Here is a 23,224-nt window from a genome sequence, read left to right on the forward strand (position 1 = left end):
CGCGCCACGACCAAAGGGGCAGGGAAGGCCGGAGAATGCTGGCACTGGCAGGAATCATCGACGCGATCAATCGCGGCATAGCCGGCGTTCTACGCTGGTTCGCGCTGCTGATGGTGCTGGTGCAGTTCGGCATCGTCGTCGGGCGCTATGTCTTCGGCGTCAATTCGATCTGGGTGCAGGAAAGCGTGCTGTACCTCCACGCCACGCTGTTCATGCTGGCGGCCGGATACACCCTGCTGGTGGACAAGCATGTGCGGGTGGACATCTTCTATGCCAAGGCCGCCCCGGCCACGCGGCGGTGGATCGACATGACCGGGCATCTGTTTTTGCTGCTGCCCTCGATGGTGGCGCTGATCTGGTGGTCGTGGCCGTCGGTGCGAAATTCCTGGAAAATTCTTGAAGGGCCGATCTCGGTCGGAGGAATCGAGGCGGTGTTCCTGCTGAAATCGCTGATCCCGGTGTTCTGCGTGCTGGTGGCGTTGCAATCCATCGCGATCCTGCTGCGGCTTTTCGTCGGGGAGGAGCCGGCGTGACGGAATATCTCGATCTTCTGATGTTCGCGGCCCTGGTGGTGGCGATACTCTCGGGCTTTCCGGTGGCGTTCAGCATCGCCGGTATCGCGGTGCTGTTCGCCTATCTGGGCTGGGCGCTGGGCGCGATGGATATCTCGCTTTTGGGGGCGTTCGGGCAACGGGTGTTCGGGCTGATCTCGAACCAGGTGCTGATCGCCATACCACTTTTCGTATTGATGGGCGCGCTTTTGGAGAAAAGCCGCATCGCGGAGGAGTTGCTGGACACGATGGGCCGGGCCTGCGGATCGTTGCGTGGCGGGCTTGGTATTTCCGTGATCCTGGTGGGCGCGCTTTTGGCGGCGTCGACCGGCATCGTGGGGGCGACGGTGGTGGCGATGGGGATGATCGCGCTGCCGACGATGCTGCGCTCGGGATACAATCCGAGCGTGTCGGCCGGGATCGTGTGCACCGCGGGAACGCTGGGGCAGATCATCCCGCCCTCGACCCTGCTGATTATCCTCGCCGACGTGATGTCGAATGCCTATCAGCAGGCGCAGTACGAGCAGGGCAAGTTCTCGGTCGAGGCGCTGTCGGTGGGGCAGTTCTTTGCCGCTGCATTGATCCCCGGGTTGGTGCTGGTGTCGCTTTACCTGATCTATGTTCTGGTGCGCGGTGCGCTGCGTCCGCAGGACATGCCGCCTGCGGACGCGACCATGGCCAAGCCGAGCGGGCGTGAGGTGCTGGGGGCCATCGTGCCGCCCGTGCTGCTGATCTTTGCTGTGCTGGGCTCGATCCTGGGCGGGTTGGCGACGCCGACCGAGGCCGCCGCCGTGGGGGCGGTGGGCGCGCTTTTGATGTCGGGCGCGCGGCTGGGGCGGGCGCGCGGTCTGATCCTGTTCGCCGCCGCTGCGCTGATCGTGCTGGCCATCGCGGCGGGGGTGTTTCCGGTGCGGTTGCAACGCGGTGACCTGGGCGCAGGGTCCTACGTAGCGGGCGGTCTGTATATCCTGTTGGCCGTGATCGGCGTGCTGGGCGTGCTGGCGGCGCTGCGCAACGTACTGGCCGAGCGGGTGGCGCATGATGCCGTCACCTCGACCATGACGATGACGGCGATGATCTTTGCCACGATCCTGGCCGCGGGAATGTTCTCGCTCGTCTTCATCGGGCTGGGCGGCGAGGACCGGGTGGCCTATTGGCTGGCGAACCTGCCGGGTGGGGCGACCGGGGCGCTGATCGTGACGATGATCATCGTCTTCTTCATGGGCTTCTTCCTCGATTTCGTGGAAATTTCGGTGATCGTGCTGCCGCTGGTGACACCGTCGCTGATCCTCTTGGGGCATGACCCGATCTGGCTGGGGATCATCCTGGCGATCAATCTGCAGACGTCCTTCCTGACGCCGCCATTCGGGTTCTCGTTGTTCTATCTGCGGGGTGCTGCGCCGCCGGAGATCACGACCGGCCATATCTATCGCGGCGTGATGCCCTTTATCGGGTTGCAGGCGCTGGGCGTCGCCGTGGTTTGGATCTGGCCATCCCTGGCGACGTGGCTGCCACGCGTGATGTTCTGAGGCGTCCGCACTCTAGAGTGTCACGATGTGGTTGTCCCACGCACAGGCGTGCCGTTCGAGCGCCCGGCGTTCGTCGGATCGGACGTCGAACAGGGCGCCAAGCCCGTCGCTCGCAAGATAGCCCTTGCCGCGTGGGGCGAGGCCGCAAATATCGGCCCGCGAGACGGCGCCGAGAAAGTCACCCTTATCCGAAAACCGGTGCAGCCGGCCGCCGCGGGGCGAGGTGATGGCGAGTTCGCGGCCATCGCCGCTGAAGGCGATGCTGCCGGCATAGCCCTGCATTGCCAGTTCGTCGGCCAGCGGCGCGGCGGCAAGGGTGGGCTCCTGCCCGATGCGGTGCAGGCCGAGCAGGGGCGTGGCGCTGTCGGGCAGGCCTTCCCATTGCATGGCGAAACCCACCAGGCCATCGCCGCGTATGGCAAGGTGCCGGATCGAGCTTTGGTGCAGATCGGGTGGCAGCGTAACCTGCTGGATCGTCTCGCCCGCGAGGTCGAGATAAGTCAGGTTGGGGCGCATGGTGTCGAGGTTCAGCTTGGTGCGGTCGGCGGGATCCGTGGCGATGCCGCCGTTGGCCAAGGCGAGCGTGGCGCCATCGGGCATGAGCCGCAGGTCATGCGGTCCGATACCGCCGGTGGGAAAGCTGCCGATGCGCGCATAGCCTGCATCCACGTCCCAGATGCCGACTTGGCCTTCGCTGGTGGCGCTGGCCTGTTCGCTGGTCAGAAGCCTTGTGCCGCCATCGGCAAAGACGCCGTGGCCGTTGAACTGGTTTCCTGCCGGCGGTGTCAGACGGTGGATCACCTCACCCCGGGCGCAGTCGATCACCAGCACGAATCTGCCGGGGCGGCGAGCAAAGGCAACGGCTTCGGCCCGGCGGGGATGTCCGGCACCGGCATGGCCACGCGCGGGCAGGGGAATGCGGAATGTGGCGTGGCCGTCCGTGTCGAGACCATAGAGTGCAAAGCTTTCATCGTGTTCTTTCGCGGCGGCGAGGAAGGCGGGATTGCCCGCCGCCGCCCAGCCGAGACGCGGTGCGGTGCCGGCGGCCAGCAGGCTGGCGAGGAAGGTGCGGCGCGTGGTCATCGGCTCAGTCTCCGTCCTGGGCGTTGAAGCCCGGCGCGATGCCGAGCGGGGCGCCCACATCTTCGGCGATGGCCTCGTGCAGATCCTCGATGGCCTGTTGCAACACTTCGACCCGAAGCCGGCCTTGCGGTGTTTCCACGTCTCTGAAGGTCGGGTCCTCGATATGCGCGGCGACCTCTTGAACATGCGCATAGGCCGCGTCGGTGTCCGGCAGGTCGTGATCGGCCAGCGCGTGGGCGAGGTTGTGCGCGCCTTCGACAGACAAGAGTACGTTCCGCAGGGACCGCCCCGACCGACGTGCCTCTGCCAATGCAGGGCGGGGGCGGTCGAACTCACCCATCGGCAGGCCGAGCCGTTTGGTGGTGGTGAATTCCAGCGAGGACAGGATCTGGGTGAAGAGGGCCCGCTGTGCTTCGGCCAGGGAGAGGTAGTCGGCGTTGCCCGCGTCGCCCGCGCTACGTAGCGTCGCGGCGAAATCGCCGGACCAGTTCGCGTGCAGGGCATCGGCCTGCCTGGAAAGGTCCGCCGCGATGGTGGCGACAAGGGTGCAGGTATAGCTGTCGGCGCCATAGCCCGAGAAGTCGGGGTCATTGAGCAGCATGTCCAGCGCGAAAAAGCCGCGCGCGGCGATGGAGACGTCGGCATAGGCGGCGGGGTCCTGCGCCACGGGGTCGGCCTCGGCGATGAGGCGGCTGAGGGTGCGCTGGGTGAACCCGCGCGGGTCGGGCCAGAAGCCGATGGAAAGCGCGCCGGTCTCGGACGGGCCGATCCGCAGGTCCGCCACGGGCATCCAGGCGTCGAACGCCTGCTGGTAGGCGGGGCGGACGGTTTCGGGACGGCAATCGGCCTCCGCCGTCTGCGCGAGTGCTTCGCTTGCAGCTGCGAAATGCTTCAAGCCTGGCAGGATATGCTGGTCGAGCGCATCGTCGATATCGGCGAGGGCGGGGACGGCCAAGAGGCTGACACCGAGGGCAAGAAGGGACAGACGTTTCACAGGCTCTCCAGAAAGCGGATCAGGGCGGCGCGGTCTTCGGGCGGCATTTGCACCACGCGGTCGCGGGCCGTCCGGGCCTCGCCGTCATGCCAGAGGACCGCTTCGAGCAAGGACCGGGCCCGGCCATCATGCAGGAAGTTGGTGTGGCCCGAAACCGTTTCGGTCAGACCCACGCCCCAGAGCGGCGCGGTGCGCCATTCGGTGCCGCCCGCGCGCCCCTCGGGGCGGTTGTCGGCAAGGCCCGGGCCCATGTCGTGCAGAAGCAGGTCGGTATAGGGCCAGATCAGCTGAAAGCTGGCGGGGTTCTCGCCCTTCAGGCGGTGGGTGACGTGGTTGGGGCGATGACAGGCCGCGCAGCCGATCTCGAAGAACACGCGACGCCCGGCCAGCACCTGCGGATCGCCCACGTCGCGCCGGGCGGGCACGCCGAGCGTGCGGCTGTAGAACGTGACGAGGTCGAGGCCGGCCTGGTCGATTTCGAACCCGCCCTGTTCGAGGTCGCCGCCATGCAACGCGGCGGTGCAGTCGGTCTGCGCGTCGGTGCAGTCACCGGATCCGGCGCGGTGGATGGGGTTGGAGATGCCGATATCCCCGGCAAAGGCGCTGGCGACCTGTTCAAGGATGGTTGGGTTGCCCGCCTTCAGCCCGAACCGACCCAGCATCGGTTGGTCGTGGACGTCGGACCAGACGATCTGTGCGCGGCCGGAAATGCCGTCGCCATCGGCATCTTCGGGGTCGGCAAGGCGGAGGATGTCCTGCGCCGGGATCGCCTCGAGCAGGCCCATGCCGATCATCTGCGGCGCCACGCGGGGGCTGAGCATCGCGCCGTCGGCGAGCGGGCCGTAGCCAAGGTCGGCGGCACGGTAGGTGGGCTGGCGCAGAGATGCGGTCTGCCCGCCCGAGAGCGGCACGGTGACCTCGTCATAGGTGACCTTGAGCCGGTATTCGGGGGCGTGGCCGGGCAGGCTGAAATCCTGCAACTGCGTGCCGTAGGTGGGGTCGGGCACGGTTGGGTGGGTGCCTGCGATGAACGCCTCGACCTCCTGCGGGGACGCGGCGGGGACCGAGATGCGCAGGAACATCGAGACGGCGCTGTCGTCGGGGCCTTCGGGCGGATGGCCGCGCCCGTCCTTGAGGTGGCAGCGCTGGCACGAGCGGGCGTTGTAGAGAGGGCCGAGGCCATCCGACGCGATGGTCGAGGCGGGCGGCGAGACCCAGAGCCGGCGGAAAAGGCCGTTGCCGACGCGAAAGTCGAGCTCCTGCGCGAAGGTCAGGTTGGCGGCGGGCTGGGAAAACGCGTCGGGTGTGGTGCGGACGCGGACGGTCTGTGCCCCGGCGGCGTTTTCCTCGAAGGTCCAGGGGTGGAGAAATCCTGCGGCAGGGCGGTGACATCGGCAATGCGCGCACGTTCGGCGGCAGTGCGTGGTACGATATCGAGGTGCGGGTCAGTTAAGCCGTCCCAGGGCGGCGCTGCGCTGTCGCCAGCGTGTGCGAGGGGGAGCGCGGTGAGGACGAGCGCCGCCGCGAGGGGCAGCCGGGCAACGGGTTTGACGATCATGGCGGACGGCTGTGAACGGGCGGGAGGTGCAACGCGCGCCCTCCCGCGTGAGGGTCTCACTGGAAGACGGCAGAGGGATTGTCGAGGCTGTCGGAACCTTCGATCGCGATTTCGTCAAGGTTCAGGGCCGAGACGACACGCTCGATCGAACGCGTTTGCGCGATCAGGCCGTCGACGCCGCCCATGATCAGCGCCTCGCCGCCCTCATCGCCACGGGCGAGCATCTGGTCGTAGGCAAAGCCCGCCTCGGCTGCCGTCTTGATGCGGCCAAGCGCCCGCACGGCCTGGGACAGACGGGTGCGCATTTCCTGGTCAAGCTCGGCGTTGTCGGTGGCCACCAGATCGGACAGGGAGGGGCCGGAGACACTTGTGCCGTCGGTGCGGATGTATTCGCCCAGATAGACGTTGCGGATGCCGACACCGTTGTAGAAGTGGTCGTTGTGGGTGTTGTCTGCAAAGCAGGAATGCTCTTCCTCGGGGTCGTTGAGCATCAAGCCGAGGCGCATCCGCTCGCCCGCCGTTTCGCCGTAGCTGAGGCTGCCCATGCCGGTCAGGATGCTGGAAAGCCCTGCCGTTTCGTCCTGCATCAGGGCGGCGCGGGCGGCGCCGTCTTCGGCCCACTGCGCGGCCATCCATTCGAGGTCGGACACCAGCAGATCGGTGGCCGCCGACAGATACGCGGCGCGGCGGTCGCAATTGCCGTGGGTGCAGTCCTCGCCCTCGGCATAATCGGTCCAGGGGCGGTTGCCCGCGCCGGGCTTGTGCCCGTTTAGGTCCTGGCCCCAGAGCAGGAATTCGATCGCGTGATAGCCGGTGGCAACATTGGCCTCGATCCCGTCCGCCTCGTGCAGGGTGTCTTCGAGAAGGGTAGGCGTAATCCCGGTGGCGTCGATTTCCTTGCCGGACAGTGTGAAGGTGGGGTTGGCGATGACGTTGAGCGCGGCCAGCTGGTTGGCATCGGTCGGGCCACCATAGGCGCCGTCGACATAGTCGATCAGACCTTCGTCCAGCGGCCAGGCGTTCACCTTGCCCTCCCAGTCGTCGACGATGGCATTGCCGAAGCGGAAGACCTCGGTCTGCTGATAGGGGACGCGGGCGGCAAGCCATGCGGCACGGGCCGCCTGCATGGTGTCAGCCGACGGCGTGTCGATCAGCTCGGTCACGGCTTGTTGCAGAGCCTGGGCGGAGGCAAGGCTGTCGGCATAATTGGCCTGCGCGATGTCGGCATAGGTGTCCAGAACTTCGGCGGCGCTTTGGGCCTGGGCAGTGCCGCCAAGGCACAGGGCGATGGTTGTTGCGGCCGGCAGGAGACGTGGCATGGGAGGATCCTTCGATTGTCGCATCGGTCGAGCCGGGTCAAAAGCGCCGGGAATCGATTGTTCGACAATAGTCTGACTGAAATTGTCGGGATTCACAATTCCCGATTTAAAAAGTCAACTTTTGCACGCGGGGATCGGGCATGCGGCCGGACGGCAGGCTGCCGCCGCCCGGCAGGACGCGAAGAAGTGCGAGGGACCGGCCGGGACGCTGGAGCGTCGCGGCGCGGCAGGTCTCAGCGCAGGTGGGCGCGCAGCATCCAGGCGAATTTCTCGTGCGCCTGGCCGCGCGCGATGCACAGATCCTCGGTCAGCGTATCGCCATGCTTGGCGGCCAGTTCCCCGGCGCCGGCGAGAGTTTCGGCGAGGGTTTCCTGGGCCTCTTTCATGATGCGGATCATCTCTTCGGCGGCGGGTGTGCCTTCGGCCTCGGGAACCTTGGACCGCTTGATCATACCGGCCAGAACGCCTTCGGCGTGACCGTCAAGCGCTTTGATCCGCTCGGCCAGGTCGTCCTGCGCCACGAAGTGATCCTCGTAGATCGTCTGGAACAGCTCATGCAGCGGGCCGAAGGCCATGCCGGTGACGTTCCAGTGAAAATTCTGGGCCAGCATCGTTGTCACGGCGGTTTCCGCGACGCACTGGTTGAGAGCCTCGGCTATCTGCGCATTGGCATCGGTCGAAAGAGATTGTGCCGTTTCGGTCATTCTCGCCTCCTAGGTTGTTAGGGAGTTTTGCTGGCTGGCAATTGGCTGGCTTGCAGGCTGAAGATAGGGCCTGAACCAGCATTCGGCAAGATACTTTAGAATCTTTCTAAATCTGAGAAAAATTGTCAGCCACATTGCCCAGCAGAAAGACGAGATTGCGGTGCGCATGCTTGGGAACGCGGGAATGCAGCAAGAAGGTGCAGCTGGCCGTGTCGCCGGTCTGGAGGCTGCGGGCGAGGGCCAGGAGCCAGTCCTCGTCGAATGAGGTTTCGGGTTCGCCGGCACGGAACAGGATCGGCCGGCGGCCGAGCGCCTGCGACAGGCAGCGCATCAGCACGTCCGACGCCGCCTGCGTGGCGACATCGCGGTTCACCGACAGTGCCGCGCAGGCGCCGAAGAGGTCGACATAGCTTTTGCACCGCGCGTCGCGGGCGGCGTGGCGCAGGTGGTCGAGCAGAGGCGTGTGACCTGTCTCGGTCCGGTTGTCATGCAAGCCGTCATGGTGGGGAAGGCGCAGTGCTGAGGTCATGAGCGGTGGATTGTCCTAAAATCTAATCTTGTGTCATTCGCGATGTACGGCGTGGGGATGCATTCGCCTCAGGCGGCCTTGCCGCCTTCGATCGCGGTGAGCGTCACTTTCTTCTTGCGGCATTTCTTGGCATAGGCGGCCTCCCAGTGCTTGTAGCGACCCATCACGGCCTGCTGCGCCACCAGAAGTTCGACGAAGGCTTCGCGCTGCTTGTCCTTTTTAAGCTGCTTGAAGAGGCTTTTCTGAGCCTTGGTCATCGAGCAGCCGATGCAGTGGCCTTCGCGTTTGAACTTGCAGACGTCGATGCAGGGACTTGGGACTTTCGGCATGGGGCCTCGCTGGAGTGTGGCTGGGTCTGAAGTGGATCGGGATCGGGGGTCACTTGGTCAGGATCAGGTTGCCGGCTTGGGTGATGCGCAGGGTGTAGACCTGGCCGTCGAGGGCGATGTTGGCGGTGACGCCGTTGGGAACCAGATCGCGGGCATCGTGAGTGGCGATGCCGGACGTGTCCGGTGCGGGGCTCGAGGCGGGCTCAGTTGTCGTCATGCAGCAACCTTTCCGGTGGCCTCCTGCGGGTGCGGCCAAAAGAAACCCGACCTTTCGAGTCGGGATTTACCCGTTCGTACCTTATTCCGATTGTTTCAGTCAAGAAAGGTTGTGAGGCAGGTGGACATAGAAGCGCGAGGAATTACGCGTCGTCGGCTTGATCCAGAAACCGAAGGCGGTTGCCGAACGGGTCGATCACTTCCATCTGCAGACCCCAGGGCAACGCTTCGAGTCCCGGGCGCATGTTCGCATTGGGCGGCAGACCCGCATGCCAGTCGCGCAGGTTGTCGACATGGACCATGGCGGTCGAACCGGGTGTGGCATCGCCATGGTGCTCGGTCAGATGCAGGTGGAAACCCCCGAGACGCAGGAAGGCATAGAGCGGAGAGCCATCAAACACGCGGACCTGGCCGGTCCATTCGAATCCCAGCCAGTCGACGTAGAATTCCCGCGCGCGGGCCTCGTCGAAGCTGCGAAAGACCGGCGCCGTACGCGTGACCTGCGGGGTCATGCCGGTGCGTCGGCGTCGATCTTCTGGATCGCGCGGAACCCTTCGAAACGCGGTGTGCCTTCGTGCAGTTTGCGGCTTTGGCCTGCCCGGGCGTGGGAGGCGCGGAACTCCTCGCTGGTGGTCCAGGCGCGGAAATGCTCTTCGGTTTCCCAGACTGTGTGCGAGGCATAGAGCACGCGGCCGTCTTCCTCGGGACCCTTGAGCATGTGGAACGATACGAAGCCCGCCATGTCCTTGAGGCGGCTTTCGCGGCTCAGCCACAGGTCCTCGAACTCGGCGGCGTTTTCGAGAGGCACGGTGAAGCGGTTCATGGCGAGATGCATCCGGGGATCCTTACTGGTTGGTGAGGGTAGCACAGGGGTCGTCGCGCGGGGCCGTGGGCACGATACGGGTTTCGTCGAATGGCCCGTTGGTTTCGGCCTCCACGAAGCCGATGGAGTGCGTGGTGACTTCAGGGGCCGCACGGGCAATCATCGCGGAAATGCCCCAGTCGGTGCGGGCATGGCCGTTTCCGGCGATCACGGCAACGGGCGGGCCGTGGCGTTCGAGCGCCTCGAGTGCTGCGCGGGCGAACACCGCGTCGCGGTAGCGTTGCACGGCGACCATCCCGGCCATCATGTCGCGGGGCATGGCCTCGCAATGGGCGGCGAACTGCATCTCCTCGCGGGTGCTTTGCTGATCCGCTGGCAGGGCCGTGTCCAGGCCATAAAGCGCGGCGTCGGGGCCGAAGATTTTGGCGGCACCTTCGGTATAGACCGTGCGCACGCTGTCCCGCGGAGCCGCGGCGCCGATGATCCGGGCCTCGCTCAGCGCATCGAATATGGGGGCGTAAATGTCGAAGTCGCTCCAGCCACTGGCGGTCCATGCCTCTTCGGCCAGCGACCGATCGACATCGACGCGGGCGGCCTCGTCGGCGGTCAGCATTTCGAAGACGACGGCAGTGGGTTGCAATTCGGCAATCGCCGCGGCCTGGCCCAGATGGGCGTCGGGATTGTCGTGCACCTCGCCCAGGATGACGATATCCGCGGCGGGCTGGGCCAGCGCGGGGGCCGCGAGGCAGAGCGAGAGAATGGCTAGGCGCACCGGGTATCCTTTCAGGCAGAGGCCGCGTGCGGCAGTATATAGGGCACACCGACGGGCGGTGGAGAGCAAACACGCAGCTCGCAGCCATAGGCCCGCGACAGGGTGGCATCGGTCAGCACCTCGGCCGGCGTGCCGAAGGCCAGACGCTGCCCTTCGGACAGGACAGCGACGCGGTCGGCGAAAAGTGCCGTCAGGTTCAGGTCGTGCATGACGGCGATGACCCCGCCGCCGGCGCGGGCGAAGCTGCGGGCGATCTCCATCACCTGCAACTGGTGCGCGATATCGAGGCTGCTGACCGGCTCGTCCAGCAACAGCCAGCGGGGGCGGCCATGCTCGACCGGGCTCCAGACCTGGGCGAGCACGCGGGCCAGCATGACGCGCTGCGCCTCGCCGCCGGACAACTCCTGAAAGGTGCGGTTGGCATAATGGGCAAGGCCGACGCGGGAGAGGGCCTGTACGGGCACCTCGGGGCGGTCGCCGGCGGAGCCCGATTGCAGACCGAGGCGCACCACCTCGATCACCGTGAACGGGAAGGCGAGGCGCGCCGCTTGTGGCAACACCGCGCGTTCGGCGGCCAGTTCCCACGGTTTCATCGCCGCGACGTCACGGCCGTTCAGGCGGACCGCGCCGTTGTGGCGCAGGGAGGCCGTCATCGCGCCGAGCAGGGTGGACTTGCCCGAGCCGTTGGGGCCGACGATGGCCGTGATCTTGCCCGGATCGGCTATCAGCGATACGCCGCGCAGAGCTTCGCGGCTGCCATAGGAGACGCGGATGTTTTCGGCGGTGAAGCTCATAGGTCGGCAAGCCCCCGGCGTGTCAGCAGGATCCACAGAAAGACCGGCGCCCCGAGCACCGCCGTGACGATCCCGATGGGCAGTTCGGCGGGGGCGATCACGACCCGTGCGATGACGTCCGCGAGGATCAGCAGGATGGCGCCAAGCAGTGCCGAGTTCAGAAGCAACGTGCGGTGGTCGGGGCCGGAGGCGAGCCGCAGAAGGTGCGGCACCACGATGCCGACAAAGCCGATGCCGCCGGAGACGGCGACGGCGGCGCCCGTGGCCGCAGCGACGGCGAGGATCGCGATGGATTTCAGACGCTGGACGCTGACGCCGATATGGGCCGCCGTCGCCTCGCCCAGGGCCAGGCCGTTCAGGCCGCGCCCCAGCGTCAGCGCGGCGGCGATGGCCAGCAGGATCATCGGCCCTGCCGTCAGTACCTTGGCCCAGCTGGCCCCGGCCAGCGAGCCGAGGCCCCAGAAGGTGAGGTCGCGCAATTGCGTGTCGTCGGCGATATAGACCAGGATACCCGAGACCGCCCCGGCCAGCGCCCCGAGCGCGATGCCCGCCAGCAGCATCGTGGCCACAGACGTGTGCCCGTGGCGCGTGGCGACGCGGTAGAGCAGGAGGGTCGAGCCCCAGCCGCCGAGAAACGCGGCGAAGGCCGTCAGCTGGTTGCCGGTGAGGGTGTTCACCCAGGGCGGCAGCAGGCCGCCCAGAACGATAGCGAGGATGGCGCCCAGCCCGGCGCCGGCGCCCACGCCGACGATACCGGGATCGGCCAACGGGTTGCGGAACAGCCCCTGCATTGCGGCCCCCGACACCGCGAGTGCCGCGCCGACAAGGCCGCCCATGGCGAGGCGCGGCAGCCGAATATCCCACAGCACGACGCGGTCCATCTGGGTCAGCGCCTCGCCCCGCGCCAGCTTGGCCGCGAGGTTCGAGAGGGTTACGTCGGTCGCGCCCACCTGGAGGCTGGCGAGGGACACGAGGACCAACGCGGCCGCCAGCGCCCAATGCAGGACGCGGGCGCGGGATGCGCGGTCACGTGGGGCGGCGTCGATATCAGTGAGGGCGGCCATGGTCTAGCTGTCCGTTTCGTAAAGTGCGGCGTTCAGCTGACGGATGCCCGTCGCGGTGCGGGGGCCGAAGCCCAGCAGCAGAAGGCCGTCCATGCGCACCACCGCGCGGTCCTGTGCCGCGGGCGTCAGCCGGATCGCGGGCATGGCAAAGAGCGTATCATCGTCGGCGGCATGATCGCCTGTGCGGTCCATCATCAGGATCACGTCAGGCGCGGCGGTGCCTATCGCCTCGTCGGTGACCTGCTTGTAGCCTTCGAATTCAGAGATCGCATTCACACCGCCGGCCATGCGGATGATCGCGTCGGCGGCGGTGCCGGTGCCCGAGGCGTTGATCCGGCCGCCTTGAGTCGACAGCACGAACAGCACGCGCTTCTTGTCGGCCTCGGGGCGGCGGGCGTCCTCGATGGCTGTCTGCATCTCGGCCTCGACCTTGGCGGCGAGCGCATCGGCCCGGTCCGGCACTTCGAGTGCCTCGCCCACGATGTCGATCTTGCGCAGGATGCCGTCGGTGGTCAGGGCGTCGGGCACTTCGACGAACTCAACATCTGCGGCGCGGATCACGTCCAGCGCCTCGGGCGGGCCGGCGCCTTCGCCCGATATGATGAGCGTCGGGCCCACCGACAGGACGCCTTCGGGCGAGAGTGCGCGCATGTAGCCCACGTCGGGCAGGTCTTGCACCGAGGGCGGGTAGGTCGAGGTGGTGTCGCGCGCCTTCAGCCGGTGGTCCTGCCCCAGCGCGGCGACGATCTCGGTCACCGCGCCGCCGATGGACAGGATCTCGGCATGTGGATTGGCGGGGGTTTCGGCCTGCTGCGCGCTGACGGCCAGGGCGACGAAGGCCCCGACCATCGAGGTGCAGATCGCGGCAATCGCGGCGCCTGTCGACTTGCTGCACATCATGCCGGCACCTCTTCAAGCGAAGGCAGATCCGCGACGATCCGGCCCCATTCGGGCCGCGAATCGCGCCCTTCCTTGCCCAGCCCGAAGGTCTGGAAGATCAGGCCGCCTTCGGCATCGAACGCCTCGACCGAGATGGCGGGGCCGCGTTGGGTGGGTTTCTCGACGGCCCAGACCTCGGCCACCTTGTCGCGCCGCAGGTGCAGGTTGAATCCGGGGTCCATCACGTTCTGCCACGGCCCCATCGGGCGCAGGGTGCGGATCGGGCCGGAATGGATCTGGATGCAGCCGCGGTTGCCGACGAAGAGCATGATCTCGATCCCGGCATCGCGCACGGCGTGCAGCACCGCATCGACCGCGGTGGGATCGAGCTGTCGCACGAAGGGCGCGCCCGCGATGCGGTAGGCGCCGAGACGGTTCATCTTCAGCTTGGAACACAGGCGCAGGAACTGGTGCGTGTCTGTCAGGCGCGCCCATTCCTCGCGCAGGATGTCGAGCTTGTCGGGCCGCGATTTCGGGGCCTCGACGGGTTTGCGCGCGGCGACGGTCTGACCTTCGGTCTGGTCTTCATGCGTGAGGTCTTTGAGGACACCCGCCCAAGCGTCATGATACGAGGCTTCGCGCAGGTGGATCTTGTGCACGGCGTCGCCGGCGGCGTCGAACACCTGGAGCGACCGGCGCGGGCCGTCATCCGACGGGGCTTCCACGGCGAAGGCGTGAACCCAGTGCGACTGAAAGATCCGCAGGTCGATATTTTCCGTCAGGGTCATCGCGGCATGTTCGCCGGGATGGTAGTTGCCGTATTCGCCGACTTTCTCGTGCACGCAGGCCTCGACGCGCGTCAGGGCCATGACCTCGCCCAGCGTCTCGGCGGCCGGGATGATCCGGTCGGGATGCGCGGCAATCCGCACCGTGCCGCGCCCGACATGGGCGGCGACAAGCTGCGCCTCTGGAATCCCCAGCGCATCGGCCTGATCGCGGGTGCGCATCTTGGGGTTGTCGGCCTGAAAGGCGCGTATCGAATCGGGGGTGGGGGCAGATCGCTCGCTCATTGGGCATCCTCGGAATGAAGCTGGGTCCGATGGCTTGGCTCGCGATGCTGTGGAGCGTGGCTGTCGACTAAGTACTTGACTGTTTTAGTCGGTTAAGAGTAACGGTGCAACCCATCGCGATGATGTGCATCGCAATCAATCAATCTACCGCGCCAGCCCTTCGCAAGCACCGGTGAAAAACGTGCAAGAAGGATGGCGTTCATGCTTACCACATTCATGCGTGGGACGACCGCGCTCGTCTGCCTCTCCCTGGCCGGAACGGCCATGGCGCAGGAAGAGCCCGGCTTTTTGGGGACCCTGGTCCTGACCCCCGGCAAACGGGATCTGACATTCGGCACGGCGCTGCCAAGGACAGTCGTAGACGAAGAGGAAATCAAGGACCGGCAGGCCAGCACGGTCGCGCAATTGATTGACTCGGTTCCCGGGGTCACGCTGGTGAACGGCACCACGCCGCAGGGGTCGGGGATCAATATCCGCGGGTTCGGGGCCAACACCACTTACGGCTCGGACCAGAAGATCGCGGTGCAGATCGACGGCGCCTCGGTCGGGTCGGAAGAGATCTATCGGCTTGGCACGCAGCTGTTCACCGACCCGCTGCTCTACAAGGAAGTCGAGGTGATCCGTGGCACGATCGGCAGCTTCGCCTATGGGTCGGGCATCGTTGGCGGAGTCGTGAAGCTGGAGACCAAGGACGCATCGGATTTCACCGGCGGGCTGCCCGGTTTTGGCGGGTCGCAGACGCTGGAGTTCAGCTCGAACGGACATGGCTTCACCAGTTCGACGAACCTTGCGTGGATGCCCGCCAAGGGAGCCGAGTTCCTGCTGAACTATACCTGGCGTGACCAAGGCACGCTGGAAGCCGGCGACGGCACGAAGATCGGTAACAGTTCCTTCAATACGCCGTCTTTCCTGGCCAAGGCCCGGTTCACCTTTGGGCAGGAAGACGCGCATTCGCTGATGTTCAGCCATTCGCGGACCGAGGCCGACGACAAGGACGTGCCCTATGATCAGTTCGAGACGACGGCGGGCAGCTTTGGCCGGGTCGATCGCCTCACCGACACGAAACAGACGACCGTCGAATATCGCTTCAATCCGCTCAGCGACCTGATCGACCTGCGGGCGAACCTGTCCTATGCCGACCAGAAAATCGACACGACCTATATCGACGGAAGCTCGCCCTTCCAGGGCGGGCAGCCGGTGGACGTGTTCTGCGCCAACCCGTTCTTTGGTGTGATCTGTGCAGACAACCGCTACGAGACGACCAAGCTGACGATTTCCAACCGGGCGCTTTTCACGACGGGGCAGGTGGAGCACGACATGCTGGCGGGGATCGAAGGCATTCACAAGAAGCGCCTGGATGCGGCCGCCGCGCCGGGCGGCACCGACGACCGCTTTGCCGCGTTCATGGTGAACGAGATGACGATCGGGCCGGTGACGGTAACGCCGGCGCTGCGCTATGAAAGCTCAAAGATCGAAAGCTCGGCGCCGCTGGCCGGGGTGCCCGACAGCTACAGCAACGACGCGCTGATGGGGGGCTGGCGCTGGCCTATGACTTCGGCAACGGGTTCTCGTTGTTCGGCAGCGCGGCTTATACCGAAGGTCTGCCGCTGATTGACGACCTCGATGCCACGCCCACCTCGCAGCGGCGGCTGGCCATGACGGAAAAGTCGCATACGTTCGAGATCGGCGCCGCCTATACCGGCACCGACGTGTTCGCGGCAGGTGACTCGTTCACCGTGCGCGGCAACCTCTACCAGACGAAACTGTGGGATATCACCACCTATACCGTGGCCGGAGTGACCGGGACCGATCTTGACGGCGTAACGACCGAGGGGCTGGAACTGGAGGCGTCCTATGGCACCGCGGGCGGCTTTTACGTCGATTTGGCGGGGCATGTCGGCGAGGGGCGGGAATACAACCCCGACGGCACCTCCGATACCTGGCGCAACAGTGCGGCCGACCGGCTGCAGCTGACGGTCGGTCAGCGGGTCGGTGACGACCTGGACCTGAGCTGGGAGGTGGTGCACGCTGCCGATCGGTTCGACGCGCTTGGCGCGGATCTGGGCGACACCACGGTACACAACCTGCGCGCCACGTGGAGGCCCGAGACCAATTGGCTGGAAGGCACCGAGGTGCGGTTCGGGATCGAGAATGCGTTCGACAAGGATTATGTCGGGCACCTGTCCTCTCCCACGCGCAAGGCGCCGGGGCGGACGTTCAAGGTGTCGCTGACGCAAGCGTTCTGAGACGCGGCCCGCGTCTCGGGTCAGGCGGTTCGGCGGGGCTTGTGTGGCCTGCGCGCGCCATGCCGCGGTGACGGTCCTTGGCGGGATCGTCACCGTGTCTGGTGACACGGCTCTATCGGGGCATGGCGTCATTGCCGCGCGGGATTCCGCTGCGCGGCTGGAAAGATATCCTTCTGTATATATGATCGTCCGGCCGAAACCCGGTTCGGAGGTGACGCGCGCGCGGGGATAATGCTACTCGGTAGCAGATGCGGTCGAAAAACCCTTGGAAACCGAGGGAAATCTTCGGGAACCACAGGAAATCACTGCCGGTGAGTGCAAGCTGAGATATGATTTAAGCATATGACGCCAAACGCAAAACATGCCTCTCGCCTCTCTGTCGCCCCGATGATGGATTGGACCGACCGTCATTGCCGGTTCCTGCATCGGCTATTGTCGAGAAACGCGTTGCTTTACACCGAGATGGTGACGGCGCCCGCGCTGGTACGCGGTGGGGCGCTGCACCTGTTGGATTATGCACCGGAAGAGCATCCGGTGGCGCTCCAACTGGGAGGATCCGAGCCGGAAGAACTGGCGGCGGCCGCGCGACTGGGGGCGGAGGCCGGTTATGACGAGATCAACCTGAACGTAGGCTGTCCAAGCGACCGGGTGCAGTCCGGCACCTTCGGGGCGGTGCTGATGAAACAGCCGGAACTGGTGGCGGACTGCTGCGCCGCGATGAAGGCGGCGGTGGATGTCGAGGTGACGGTGAAATGCCGGATCGGGGTGGACGACCAAGTGCCCGAGGCGGTGTTGCCGGCGTTCCTTGAAACGGTCAGCGCGGCGGGGGTGCAGCGGTTCGCCATTCATGCGCGCATGGCGTGGCTACAGGGGCTGAGCCCCAAGGAAAACAGGGATGTTCCGCCCCTGGATTATGACCTTGTGGCGCGCATGAAGGAGCAGTTTCCGGAGTTGCATATTTCGCTGAATGGTGGGGTTGAGACGCTGGACGCGGCGGTGGCCCGTCTGGAGGCCGGGCTGGACGGTGTGATGCTGGGGCGGGCGGCCTATCACCGACCGGTCGATATCCTGGGCGCGGTTGACCGGCGGGTGTTCGGCGAACCGGGGCCGGACCGGACGGGAGAAGAGGCAGTGAAGGCCATGCTGCCCTACATCGAAAATCATTTGATTTCAGGCGGTAAGCTGCATCAGGTGACGCGGCACATGCTGGGGCTTTTTGCCGGGCAGCCGGGGGGCGCGGGCGTGGCGGCGGGTGCTGTCGGAACGCGCCACGAAACCGGGCGCCGGAACGGCGCTGGTCGAGGAGGCGCTGGCGCAGGTGACGGGGGTCGCCGCGTGAAGGAATTTCTTGAGAGGGGATGGGCGCGGTTCGCGTATGAACCGGCCGTGAAGGCCTGGGTCGAGGCGGCGTTTTCCGTTGCGAAAGAGAGGGTTAGAGCGCCTGAGGAACAGCGCTGGATGTATTGCGAAGGGACGTGGTTCGTGGGGGTGGAGACCCTGCCCAATGCGCCTGACGGGGCCGTGGGCGAGGCCGGGTCGCTGACGGGAGAGGCGTGGGAGGCGGTGTCGGCGCTTTATGGGCGGCTTCCGCTGCACCGGGGGCAGGTGTCGGTGATGTATCCGGGCTATCCCCGGCCCAAGGCGGGCGAGGGGGACGCGGCGTTCGGATACAGGCTGCGGCGGGACGCGGCGCATGTGGACGGGCTGTTGCTGGAAGGGCCGGACCGGCGGCGGTTCCTGAAGGAGCGGCACGCATATATCCTGGGGTTGCCGGTGACGGAGTGCGGCACTGGCGCCAGCCCGCTAAGTGTCTGGGAAGGCAGTCATAAAGTGATGCGAGCGGCCTTTGCCGAGGCGCTGGAAGGCGTGCCGCCGGAGGCGTGGGACAGGGTCGATCTGACGGATATCTACAAGGCCGCACGGCGGGAGGTGTTCGACACGTGCGAGAGGGTTCTGCTGCCGGCGAGACCGGGGGAGGCTTATGTCGTTCACCGGCTGGCCTTGCATGGCGTGGCACCGTGGGAGGACGGCGCGGAGGCACCGGACGAGGGGCGGATGATCGTCTATTTCAGGCCCGAATGGCCGATCCTGGGCCATCAGTGGCTGACTGCGCCCTGAGGGTCGGGCGACTCGACGGTTAACGCCGGGAAAACCGTGAATTCCGTGTCGGTATCGCGTCGGTATCCGGGTGGTATTCCGTCGGTGCCATTGGCCGAAGGGTGAAATGAACAGAGCGTACGGTGCGTTTGCCGGGGCGCAATAGTTGCGGCGTTATCCTGAAGGGTTGCTTTGGGCGTGACGTCGGAGCGGGGTGCGGAATTTTGCAAAATTCCGGGCCGAAAAATTGCAATTTTTCGGTGCGCCGAGGGAGGCCGTCCGTGCGGGCGGGTTCAGCCGCGCTTCAGCCGGGCGGCGCGGCCGCCGCGGCGCTTGGTGAGGGTGGCGGCGCGGTCGGGCAGGTCGGCCATGACCTCGCGGCGCTCGTCGGGCGTCATCCTGGACCAGCGGCCGATCTCGTCGATGGTGCGATAACAACCCGTGCAGATCCGCGCCTCGGGGTGGACGACGCAGATGCGCACGCAAGGGCTTTCGATCTCGTTGCGGTTCCAGACGGGGTTGTCGTTCATGTCTCGGCTTTCAGGTGGCGGATTCGGTCCAGCGCTCCTTGCAGGATATACGCGGCGGCCACGGCATCGATCACCTCTGCGCGACGCTTTCGGGTCAAATCGGCCTCGATCAGTGCTCTTTCTGCCGCAACGGTGGACAGGCGCTCGTCCCAGAAGCCTATTGCGAGGTCGGTGCGCGCCGCCAAGTTGCGGGCGAAGGCGCGGGTGGATTGGCAGCGCGGACCCTCGGAGCCGTCCATGTTGCGGGGCAGGCCGAGGATGATCCCGGCGGCGGTGCGGTCGGCGGCGATGGCCAGCAGGCGGTCGGCATCGGCGGTGAACTTGGTGCGCTTGATGGTCTCGACCGGGTTGGCGGACGACAGAAGCGCATCGGAGGCGGCGACGCCGATCGTCTTGGTGCCGAGGTCGAGCGCGAGCAGGGGCCGGAAGCCGGGCAGGGCGGCGGCGAATTCGGCGAAATCCTCGATGATCATTCGGAGTAACCGGCCTGCTTGGCAGCGTTGGTGATGGTGTCGATCACCATGGGGTCGTCGAAGCGGTCCTGCGCGCGGGCGATGAGGTCGCGCACCGCGTCGAAATCGCCCAGCACGGCATAGGCGTTCGAGAGGCGCACCCATTCGGCCTCGGTGCCGCCGGTCTCGTCGATGCGGGCGGCGAGGCGGTCGACCATGCCGCGGATCATGGTGGCGCGGTCCTCGGCGCTCATGTCGCCGGCGGCGTCGATATCGCCCTGCGAGGGGCCGGGGGCGGCATTCTCTGCGGGGGGATCGTAGCGGTTGATGCCGGCGCGCCAGGCCAGTTCCTCGATCCTGGGGCGGATGAGGGCGGTCCAGGGGGCGTCGGGAGCGCTTTCGCGCAAGAGGCGGTCCCAGGTGCGGAAGGCGATGTCGGGGCGGTCGACCTGGATCATGTAGAGACCCATGTAGTAGCGTGCGCGCGGCTCGGCCGGATCGTGGGCGAGGGCGGCGCGAATGGCCTCGGCGGCGTCGGCGGAGACGTAGCCGCCGGCGGCGGAGATCATCATGTCGGCTAGTTCGGCATAGTCGCCGGCGTTGGCGGCGTCGCCCTTGAGTTCGATGACCCGGCCCTTGGCCTTCGCGGCGGCGGAAAGGTTGCCGAGCGCGGCCTCGTTGCGGGCCAGCAAAACGTAGCCCTGAAGCTCGTCCGGGCGGCTTTCGACGGCTTCGCGCAGACGCTCCATGAGTTCCAGATATTGCGGATCGACCTCGTCCATATCGGGGCTGACGGGCTGGGAGGCCTCGAAGCGCGCTTCGGCCTCGTCCTGGGGCAGGCGGTTGGCGCGGGCCGTGTCGGAGGCGGCGAGGCGTGCCGTGCGGGGCATGTCGGCATAGCCGGGCGCGCCCATCTGCGTGTAGAGCCAGCCGGCGCCTGCGACGAGGCCAAGAAGGGCGAGGGCGGCGAACAGCCTGCCCGGGAGGGCGGGCCGGGCGCCGGCCTGTCCGGTCGCCTGAAGTTGGGCGTCGGCGGCGAGGATGCGGCGGGAGACTTCCGAGCGGGTCCGCTCCGCATCCTCGGGGGTGATGACGCCGCGGGCGAGGTCGCGGTCGACCTCTTTCAGCTGGTCGCGGTAGACCTGAAGGTCATAGGCGGCAGGCGGCGCGTCGCCGACACGGCCACGGAACAGCACCAGCCCGAGAACGGCGGCACAGGCGAGACCCAAGGCGATGGCGAGCACCCAGAATGTCATGTGAACTCCCTGTCTTCGGGGGTGATTTAACGATTGGGCGGCCAAACCGAAAGGGGCAAGTGGTCGCCCTTGGTGTCGCAGGGGCGGATCGGCGGCGGCATGTCGCAAACCGGGCCTTTCGTGCCGCATCAGGTGTCGGCGTTCTGGCCCGTCTGATACATACGGGGGCAATGATGCGGCGCGGGGGCGAATCTGTGCCGCGCCGGACCCATTCTGTGCCATGAGCGAGACCCGCCTGATGAAACGTTATTCCGCCTTTGCCGTCGCGAAAGAAGCGCTGAGATATCACTTGGGGTGGGAGCGGGCCTGGGCCTCGCCGGAGCCGAAGAAGAAATACGACGCGATCATCATCGGCGCGGGCGGGCATGGCCTGGCCACGGCGTATTACCTGGGCAAGAACCACGGGATCCGGAACGTGGCGATCCTTGAGAAAGGCTGGCTGGGCGGTGGCAATACCGGGCGGAACACGACGATCATCCGCTCGAACTATCTGCAGGATGCCTCTGCGGCGATGTACGAGAAGTCGCGCAGCCTCTATGAGACGCTGAGCCAGGACCTGAACTACAACGTGATGTTCAGCCCGCGCGGCGTGATCATGCTGGCGCAGACCCAGCACGAGGTGCGGGGGTACGAGCGGACGGCGCATGCCAACGCATTGCAAGGCGTGAAGACCGAGTTCATCAGCCCCAGCCGCGTCAAGGAGCTGTGCCCGATCATCAACCTGGAGGGTCCGCGCTATCCGGTGCTGGGCGGGCTGTGGCAGGCGCGGGGCGGCACGGCGCGGCACGACGCGGTGGCGTGGGGCTATGCGCGGGCGTGCTCGGCCATGGGCATGGACGTGATCCAGAAATGCGAAGTGACGGGTATCCGCACCGAGGGTGGCAAGGTCACGGGCGTGAGCACCAACCGCGGCGACATCGCCTGCGACAAGCTTGGTATCGTCGTGGCGGGACATTCGGGGCATCTGGCCGACATGGCCGGGTTCCGGTTGCCGATCGAGTCCGTCGCGCTGCAGGCGCTGGTGAGCGAGCCGATCAAGCCCTGCATGGACGTGGTGGTGATGGCCAACACGGTGCACGGCTACATGAGCCAGTCGGACAAGGGCGAGATGGTGATCGGCGGCGGTGCGGACAATTACAACAACTACACCCAGAGGGGCAGCTTTCACCATATCGAGGAGACGGTCAGGGCGCTGATCGAGACCTTCCCGATGATCAGCCGCCTGAAGATGCTGCGGCAGTGGGGCGGGATCGTGGACATGACCGGCGACCGCTCGCCGATCCTGTCGAAGACGCCGGTGGAGAACGTGTTCATCAACTGCGGCTGGGGCACTGGCGGGTTCAAGGCGATCCCGGGCTCGGGCTGGGGCTTTGCCGAGTTGATGGCGAAGGGGTATTCGCCGCTGACGGCCGAATTCGGGCTGGAGCGGTTCTACGAAGGGCGGTTCATCGATGAGAGCGTTGCCGCCGGGGTCGCGCACTGATGGGGAACCGCCGAGCCATATTGGGCGTTAGGGTGTCGGATTCCAGAAGGAACGGAGAACCGAGATGTCCGATTACAATACAAACAATACGACACCCCCGCCGCAGCATTCCGGTGGCGGAGGCGGCGGTGGCGGCGCAACCATGGCCTTTATCGTGGGCGGCCTTGTCATCGCTGTCGGCATCATCGCATGGATCATGTTCGGTGGCGACGGCGCCGACACCGCGGGCGACGGTGGCGAAGCGTCCGATGTCAATGTTTCGGTCGAAACGTCTGACGAGGCAGCCGACGGCGTCGCCGACGCGGCCAACGACGCCGCCGACGCTGTCGAAGGCGCGGCTGAAGAAGTCGAAGGCGCTGCCGAGAACGTCGAGGGCGCTGCCGAAAACGTGGAAGGCGAAACCCAGCAATAACGGTTTCGGGGCCGCAACCGGCCCCGACCTGTTTGCGTGGCTCGGCGCAGGGGTGTGTGACGCCCCTGTGTCGGTATGCCCACACTTGGCGGAAAGCGGCCCATCCCTTCCCGCGAAAGTTGCAGGAACCGGCCCAAACCCTGCGCGGGGTTTTGCCGGTGCTTCCGCGCATCATCCGACAGGCGCATGGTTGAACTCCCACCATGAGGAGTTCGAGAGATGTCTGACCACGAACAATGGCAGCAGAGGCGCGGCTACGGCATGCCTGTCCATGACGCGGGCAGTGCAGGCCTCTTCTGGGTCCTCGTCGTTGTCGTCGCGCTGGGCGCGCTGGTCTTTGCCGGGTCGCTGGGCAACGGCACCGTGCCGGACCTGTCCGACGTGCCGGACGGCTTCATCGTGCCGGACACGCCGGCGGACGGCGTGGCAAGCACGGGCGCTGTCGCAGAATAACACGTTCCGCGTCGGCGGAACTGATTGCAATTGCTTGGGCGGGTGCCATGTGGTGCCCGCCTTTGTCGTGCCTGGCGCAGA

The 23,224-nt window shown here is 66.2% G+C and carries 25 protein-coding genes and 2 pseudogenes; 9 read left to right on the forward strand and 18 right to left on the reverse strand.

Translation table 11 applies throughout. The features are described from left to right. Nucleotides 1-35 precede the first annotated feature (35 nt). Together ACSQ76_RS07845 and ACSQ76_RS07850 are read left to right on the forward strand one after the other, a co-directional pair. The gene (locus ACSQ76_RS07845) at nucleotides 36-533 is read left to right on the forward strand and encodes a TRAP transporter small permease subunit (RefSeq protein ID WP_437156133.1); all 498 of its coding nucleotides are present in this window, start codon (nucleotides 36-38) and stop codon (nucleotides 531-533) included. After that, a complete protein-coding gene (locus ACSQ76_RS07850; RefSeq protein ID WP_437156134.1) occupies nucleotides 530-2,080 on the forward strand; it encodes a TRAP transporter large permease in 1,551 nt (516 codons plus the stop codon). Before ACSQ76_RS07845 ends, ACSQ76_RS07850 begins: the two co-directional genes overlap by 4 nt. A gap of 12 nt (nucleotides 2,081-2,092) precedes the next feature. Here ACSQ76_RS07850 and ACSQ76_RS07855 read toward each other — a convergent pair whose 3' ends face one another. The 15 genes and pseudogenes from ACSQ76_RS07855 to ACSQ76_RS07925 all read right to left on the reverse strand — a co-directional run bounded on the left by ACSQ76_RS07855 (nucleotide 2,093) and on the right by ACSQ76_RS07925 (nucleotide 14,214). Beyond that, entirely contained in the window at nucleotides 2,093-3,163 is a 1,071-nt protein-coding gene (locus ACSQ76_RS07855) for a DUF1513 domain-containing protein (RefSeq protein WP_437156135.1), read from the reverse strand. 4 nt (nucleotides 3,164-3,167) lie between these two features. Continuing rightward, nucleotides 3,168-4,157: an imelysin family protein gene (locus tag ACSQ76_RS07860; RefSeq protein ID WP_437156136.1), complete on the reverse strand. Its 990-nt coding sequence runs from the start codon at nucleotides 4,155-4,157 to the stop codon at nucleotides 3,168-3,170. Next, a pseudogene (locus ACSQ76_RS07865) lies at nucleotides 4,154-5,715 on the reverse strand (di-heme oxidoredictase family protein). The gene ACSQ76_RS07860 and the pseudogene ACSQ76_RS07865 overlap by 4 nt, the downstream one beginning before the upstream one ends. A 56-nt stretch (nucleotides 5,716-5,771) precedes the next feature. Then, on the reverse strand, nucleotides 5,772-7,034 hold the full coding sequence (locus ACSQ76_RS07870; protein WP_437156137.1) for an imelysin family protein: 1,263 nt from the start codon (nucleotides 7,032-7,034) through the stop codon (nucleotides 5,772-5,774). A gap of 233 nt (nucleotides 7,035-7,267) precedes the next feature. Next, on the reverse strand, nucleotides 7,268-7,738 hold the full coding sequence (locus ACSQ76_RS07875; protein WP_437156138.1) for a Dps family protein: 471 nt from the start codon (nucleotides 7,736-7,738) through the stop codon (nucleotides 7,268-7,270). 106 nt (nucleotides 7,739-7,844) lie between these two features. Continuing rightward, nucleotides 7,845-8,267, reverse strand: coding sequence for a hypothetical protein (locus ACSQ76_RS07880; RefSeq protein WP_437156139.1), 423 nt, complete (start codon nucleotides 8,265-8,267; stop codon nucleotides 7,845-7,847). Nucleotides 8,268-8,335: 68 nt separating this feature from the next. Further along, a complete protein-coding gene (locus ACSQ76_RS07885) occupies nucleotides 8,336-8,596 on the reverse strand; it encodes a DUF1289 domain-containing protein (RefSeq protein WP_306129273.1) in 261 nt (86 codons plus the stop codon). 49 nt (nucleotides 8,597-8,645) lie between these two features. After that, the gene (locus ACSQ76_RS07890; protein WP_306129274.1) at nucleotides 8,646-8,813 is read right to left on the reverse strand and encodes a hemin uptake protein HemP; all 168 of its coding nucleotides are present in this window, start codon (nucleotides 8,811-8,813) and stop codon (nucleotides 8,646-8,648) included. Nucleotides 8,814-8,955: 142 nt separating this feature from the next. Next, nucleotides 8,956-9,324, reverse strand: a complete 369-nt coding sequence (locus tag ACSQ76_RS07895; protein WP_437156140.1) for a glyoxalase superfamily protein — start codon at nucleotides 9,322-9,324, stop codon at nucleotides 8,956-8,958. Beyond that, nucleotides 9,321-9,647 (reverse strand): antibiotic biosynthesis monooxygenase family protein, encoded by a 327-nt coding sequence (locus tag ACSQ76_RS07900; RefSeq protein ID WP_437156141.1) that lies wholly within the window; start codon nucleotides 9,645-9,647, stop codon nucleotides 9,321-9,323. Before ACSQ76_RS07900 ends, ACSQ76_RS07895 begins: the two co-directional genes overlap by 4 nt. Nucleotides 9,648-9,657: 10 nt before the next feature. Continuing rightward, a complete protein-coding gene (locus ACSQ76_RS07905) occupies nucleotides 9,658-10,407 on the reverse strand; it encodes a ChaN family lipoprotein (RefSeq protein WP_437156142.1) in 750 nt (249 codons plus the stop codon). Between the two features lie 11 nt (nucleotides 10,408-10,418). Beyond that, entirely contained in the window at nucleotides 10,419-11,201 is a 783-nt protein-coding gene (locus tag ACSQ76_RS07910; RefSeq protein WP_437156143.1) for a heme ABC transporter ATP-binding protein, read from the reverse strand. Beyond that, complete coding sequence (locus tag ACSQ76_RS07915; protein ID WP_437156144.1) at nucleotides 11,198-12,265, reverse strand: FecCD family ABC transporter permease; 1,068 nt, start codon at nucleotides 12,263-12,265, stop codon at nucleotides 11,198-11,200. Before ACSQ76_RS07915 ends, ACSQ76_RS07910 begins: the two co-directional genes overlap by 4 nt. Nucleotides 12,266-12,268: 3 nt before the next feature. Beyond that, on the reverse strand, nucleotides 12,269-13,114 hold the full coding sequence (locus ACSQ76_RS07920) for a heme/hemin ABC transporter substrate-binding protein (protein ID WP_437158177.1): 846 nt from the start codon (nucleotides 13,112-13,114) through the stop codon (nucleotides 12,269-12,271). Nucleotides 13,115-13,161: 47 nt separating this feature from the next. Continuing rightward, entirely contained in the window at nucleotides 13,162-14,214 is a 1,053-nt protein-coding gene (locus tag ACSQ76_RS07925; RefSeq protein ID WP_437156145.1) for a hemin-degrading factor, read from the reverse strand. 201 nt (nucleotides 14,215-14,415) lie between these two features. Here ACSQ76_RS07925 and ACSQ76_RS07930 point away from each other — a divergent pair, with 201 nt between their 5' ends. From ACSQ76_RS07930 to ACSQ76_RS07945, 4 genes and pseudogenes are all read left to right on the forward strand, one after another. Continuing rightward, nucleotides 14,416-15,825: a TonB-dependent receptor plug domain-containing protein gene (locus ACSQ76_RS07930; RefSeq protein WP_437156146.1), complete on the forward strand. Its 1,410-nt coding sequence runs from the start codon at nucleotides 14,416-14,418 to the stop codon at nucleotides 15,823-15,825. Then, on the forward strand, nucleotides 15,786-16,460 hold the full coding sequence (locus ACSQ76_RS07935) for a TonB-dependent receptor domain-containing protein (RefSeq protein WP_437156147.1): 675 nt from the start codon (nucleotides 15,786-15,788) through the stop codon (nucleotides 16,458-16,460). The genes ACSQ76_RS07930 and ACSQ76_RS07935 overlap by 40 nt, the downstream gene beginning before the upstream one ends. A gap of 387 nt (nucleotides 16,461-16,847) precedes the next feature. Continuing rightward, nucleotides 16,848-17,799 (forward strand): annotated as a pseudogene (gene dusA / locus ACSQ76_RS07940) (tRNA dihydrouridine(20/20a) synthase DusA). Next, on the forward strand, nucleotides 17,796-18,578 hold the full coding sequence (locus ACSQ76_RS07945; protein WP_437156148.1) for a hypothetical protein: 783 nt from the start codon (nucleotides 17,796-17,798) through the stop codon (nucleotides 18,576-18,578). Before dusA ends, ACSQ76_RS07945 begins: the two are co-directional and overlap by 4 nt. A gap of 272 nt (nucleotides 18,579-18,850) precedes the next feature. Here the strand turns inward: ACSQ76_RS07945 and ACSQ76_RS07950 are convergent, their stop codons facing one another. The 3 genes from ACSQ76_RS07950 to ccmI are packed head-to-tail and all read right to left on the reverse strand — an operon-like array spanning nucleotide 18,851 to nucleotide 20,795. After that, complete coding sequence (locus ACSQ76_RS07950) at nucleotides 18,851-19,087, reverse strand: DUF1289 domain-containing protein (protein WP_437156149.1); 237 nt, start codon at nucleotides 19,085-19,087, stop codon at nucleotides 18,851-18,853. Next, entirely contained in the window at nucleotides 19,084-19,560 is a 477-nt protein-coding gene (gene ruvX, locus ACSQ76_RS07955) for a Holliday junction resolvase RuvX (protein WP_437156150.1), read from the reverse strand. The genes ACSQ76_RS07950 and ruvX overlap by 4 nt, the downstream gene beginning before the upstream one ends. Beyond that, nucleotides 19,557-20,795 carry a c-type cytochrome biogenesis protein CcmI gene (gene ccmI, locus ACSQ76_RS07960; RefSeq protein ID WP_437156151.1) on the reverse strand — a complete coding sequence of 413 codons (1,239 nt, stop codon included), beginning with the start codon at nucleotides 20,793-20,795 and terminating at the stop codon, nucleotides 19,557-19,559. Before ccmI ends, ruvX begins: the two co-directional genes overlap by 4 nt. Before the next feature lie 238 nt (nucleotides 20,796-21,033). Between ccmI and ACSQ76_RS07965 the strand changes: the two genes are divergently transcribed. From ACSQ76_RS07965 to ACSQ76_RS07975, 3 genes are all read left to right on the forward strand, one after another. Beyond that, nucleotides 21,034-22,278, forward strand: a complete 1,245-nt coding sequence (locus ACSQ76_RS07965) for a sarcosine oxidase subunit beta family protein (protein ID WP_437156152.1) — start codon at nucleotides 21,034-21,036, stop codon at nucleotides 22,276-22,278. 64 nt (nucleotides 22,279-22,342) lie between these two features. Further along, nucleotides 22,343-22,690, forward strand: coding sequence for a hypothetical protein (locus ACSQ76_RS07970; RefSeq protein ID WP_306129288.1), 348 nt, complete (start codon nucleotides 22,343-22,345; stop codon nucleotides 22,688-22,690). A 219-nt stretch (nucleotides 22,691-22,909) separates the two neighbouring features. Beyond that, complete coding sequence (locus ACSQ76_RS07975) at nucleotides 22,910-23,143, forward strand: hypothetical protein (protein ID WP_306129289.1); 234 nt, start codon at nucleotides 22,910-22,912, stop codon at nucleotides 23,141-23,143. Nucleotides 23,144-23,224: the final 81 nt, after the last annotated feature.

Origin of the sequence: Roseovarius sp. B08, assembly GCF_051417955.1 — a bacterium.
Lineage (GTDB): Bacteria > Pseudomonadota > Alphaproteobacteria > Rhodobacterales > Rhodobacteraceae > Roseovarius.

Excerpts from the sequence above, each read along its gene's own strand:
- ACSQ76_RS07880 (WP_437156139.1), bottom strand. The coding sequence starts at position 8,267 with ATGACCTCAGCACTGCGCCTTCCCCACCATGACGGCTTGCATGACAAC.
- ACSQ76_RS07845 (WP_437156133.1), top strand. The coding sequence starts at position 36 with ATGCTGGCACTGGCAGGAATCATCGACGCGATCAATCGCGGCATAGCC.
- ACSQ76_RS07915 (WP_437156144.1), bottom strand. The coding sequence starts at position 12,265 with ATGGCCGCCCTCACTGATATCGACGCCGCCCCACGTGACCGCGCATCC.
- ruvX (WP_437156150.1), bottom strand. The coding sequence starts at position 19,560 with ATGATCATCGAGGATTTCGCCGAATTCGCCGCCGCCCTGCCCGGCTTC.
- ACSQ76_RS07950 (WP_437156149.1), bottom strand. The coding sequence starts at position 19,087 with ATGAACGACAACCCCGTCTGGAACCGCAACGAGATCGAAAGCCCTTGC.
- ACSQ76_RS07870 (WP_437156137.1), bottom strand. The coding sequence starts at position 7,034 with ATGCCACGTCTCCTGCCGGCCGCAACAACCATCGCCCTGTGCCTTGGC.
- ACSQ76_RS07885 (WP_306129273.1), bottom strand. The coding sequence starts at position 8,596 with ATGCCGAAAGTCCCAAGTCCCTGCATCGACGTCTGCAAGTTCAAACGC.
- ACSQ76_RS07920 (WP_437158177.1), bottom strand. The coding sequence starts at position 13,114 with ATGGTCGGGGCCTTCGTCGCCCTGGCCGTCAGCGCGCAGCAGGCCGAA.
- ACSQ76_RS07875 (WP_437156138.1), bottom strand. The coding sequence starts at position 7,738 with ATGACCGAAACGGCACAATCTCTTTCGACCGATGCCAATGCGCAGATA.
- ACSQ76_RS07965 (WP_437156152.1), top strand. The coding sequence starts at position 21,034 with ATGAAACGTTATTCCGCCTTTGCCGTCGCGAAAGAAGCGCTGAGATAT.
- ACSQ76_RS07900 (WP_437156141.1), bottom strand. The coding sequence starts at position 9,647 with ATGCATCTCGCCATGAACCGCTTCACCGTGCCTCTCGAAAACGCCGCC.
- ACSQ76_RS07930 (WP_437156146.1), top strand. The coding sequence starts at position 14,416 with ATGCTTACCACATTCATGCGTGGGACGACCGCGCTCGTCTGCCTCTCC.
- ACSQ76_RS07925 (WP_437156145.1), bottom strand. The coding sequence starts at position 14,214 with ATGAGCGAGCGATCTGCCCCCACCCCCGATTCGATACGCGCCTTTCAG.
- ACSQ76_RS07895 (WP_437156140.1), bottom strand. The coding sequence starts at position 9,324 with ATGACCCCGCAGGTCACGCGTACGGCGCCGGTCTTTCGCAGCTTCGAC.
- ACSQ76_RS07855 (WP_437156135.1), bottom strand. The coding sequence starts at position 3,163 with ATGACCACGCGCCGCACCTTCCTCGCCAGCCTGCTGGCCGCCGGCACC.
- ccmI (WP_437156151.1), bottom strand. The coding sequence starts at position 20,795 with ATGACATTCTGGGTGCTCGCCATCGCCTTGGGTCTCGCCTGTGCCGCC.
- ACSQ76_RS07890 (WP_306129274.1), bottom strand. The coding sequence starts at position 8,813 with ATGACGACAACTGAGCCCGCCTCGAGCCCCGCACCGGACACGTCCGGC.
- ACSQ76_RS07970 (WP_306129288.1), top strand. The coding sequence starts at position 22,343 with ATGTCCGATTACAATACAAACAATACGACACCCCCGCCGCAGCATTCC.
- ACSQ76_RS07975 (WP_306129289.1), top strand. The coding sequence starts at position 22,910 with ATGTCTGACCACGAACAATGGCAGCAGAGGCGCGGCTACGGCATGCCT.
- ACSQ76_RS07910 (WP_437156143.1), bottom strand. The coding sequence starts at position 11,201 with ATGAGCTTCACCGCCGAAAACATCCGCGTCTCCTATGGCAGCCGCGAA.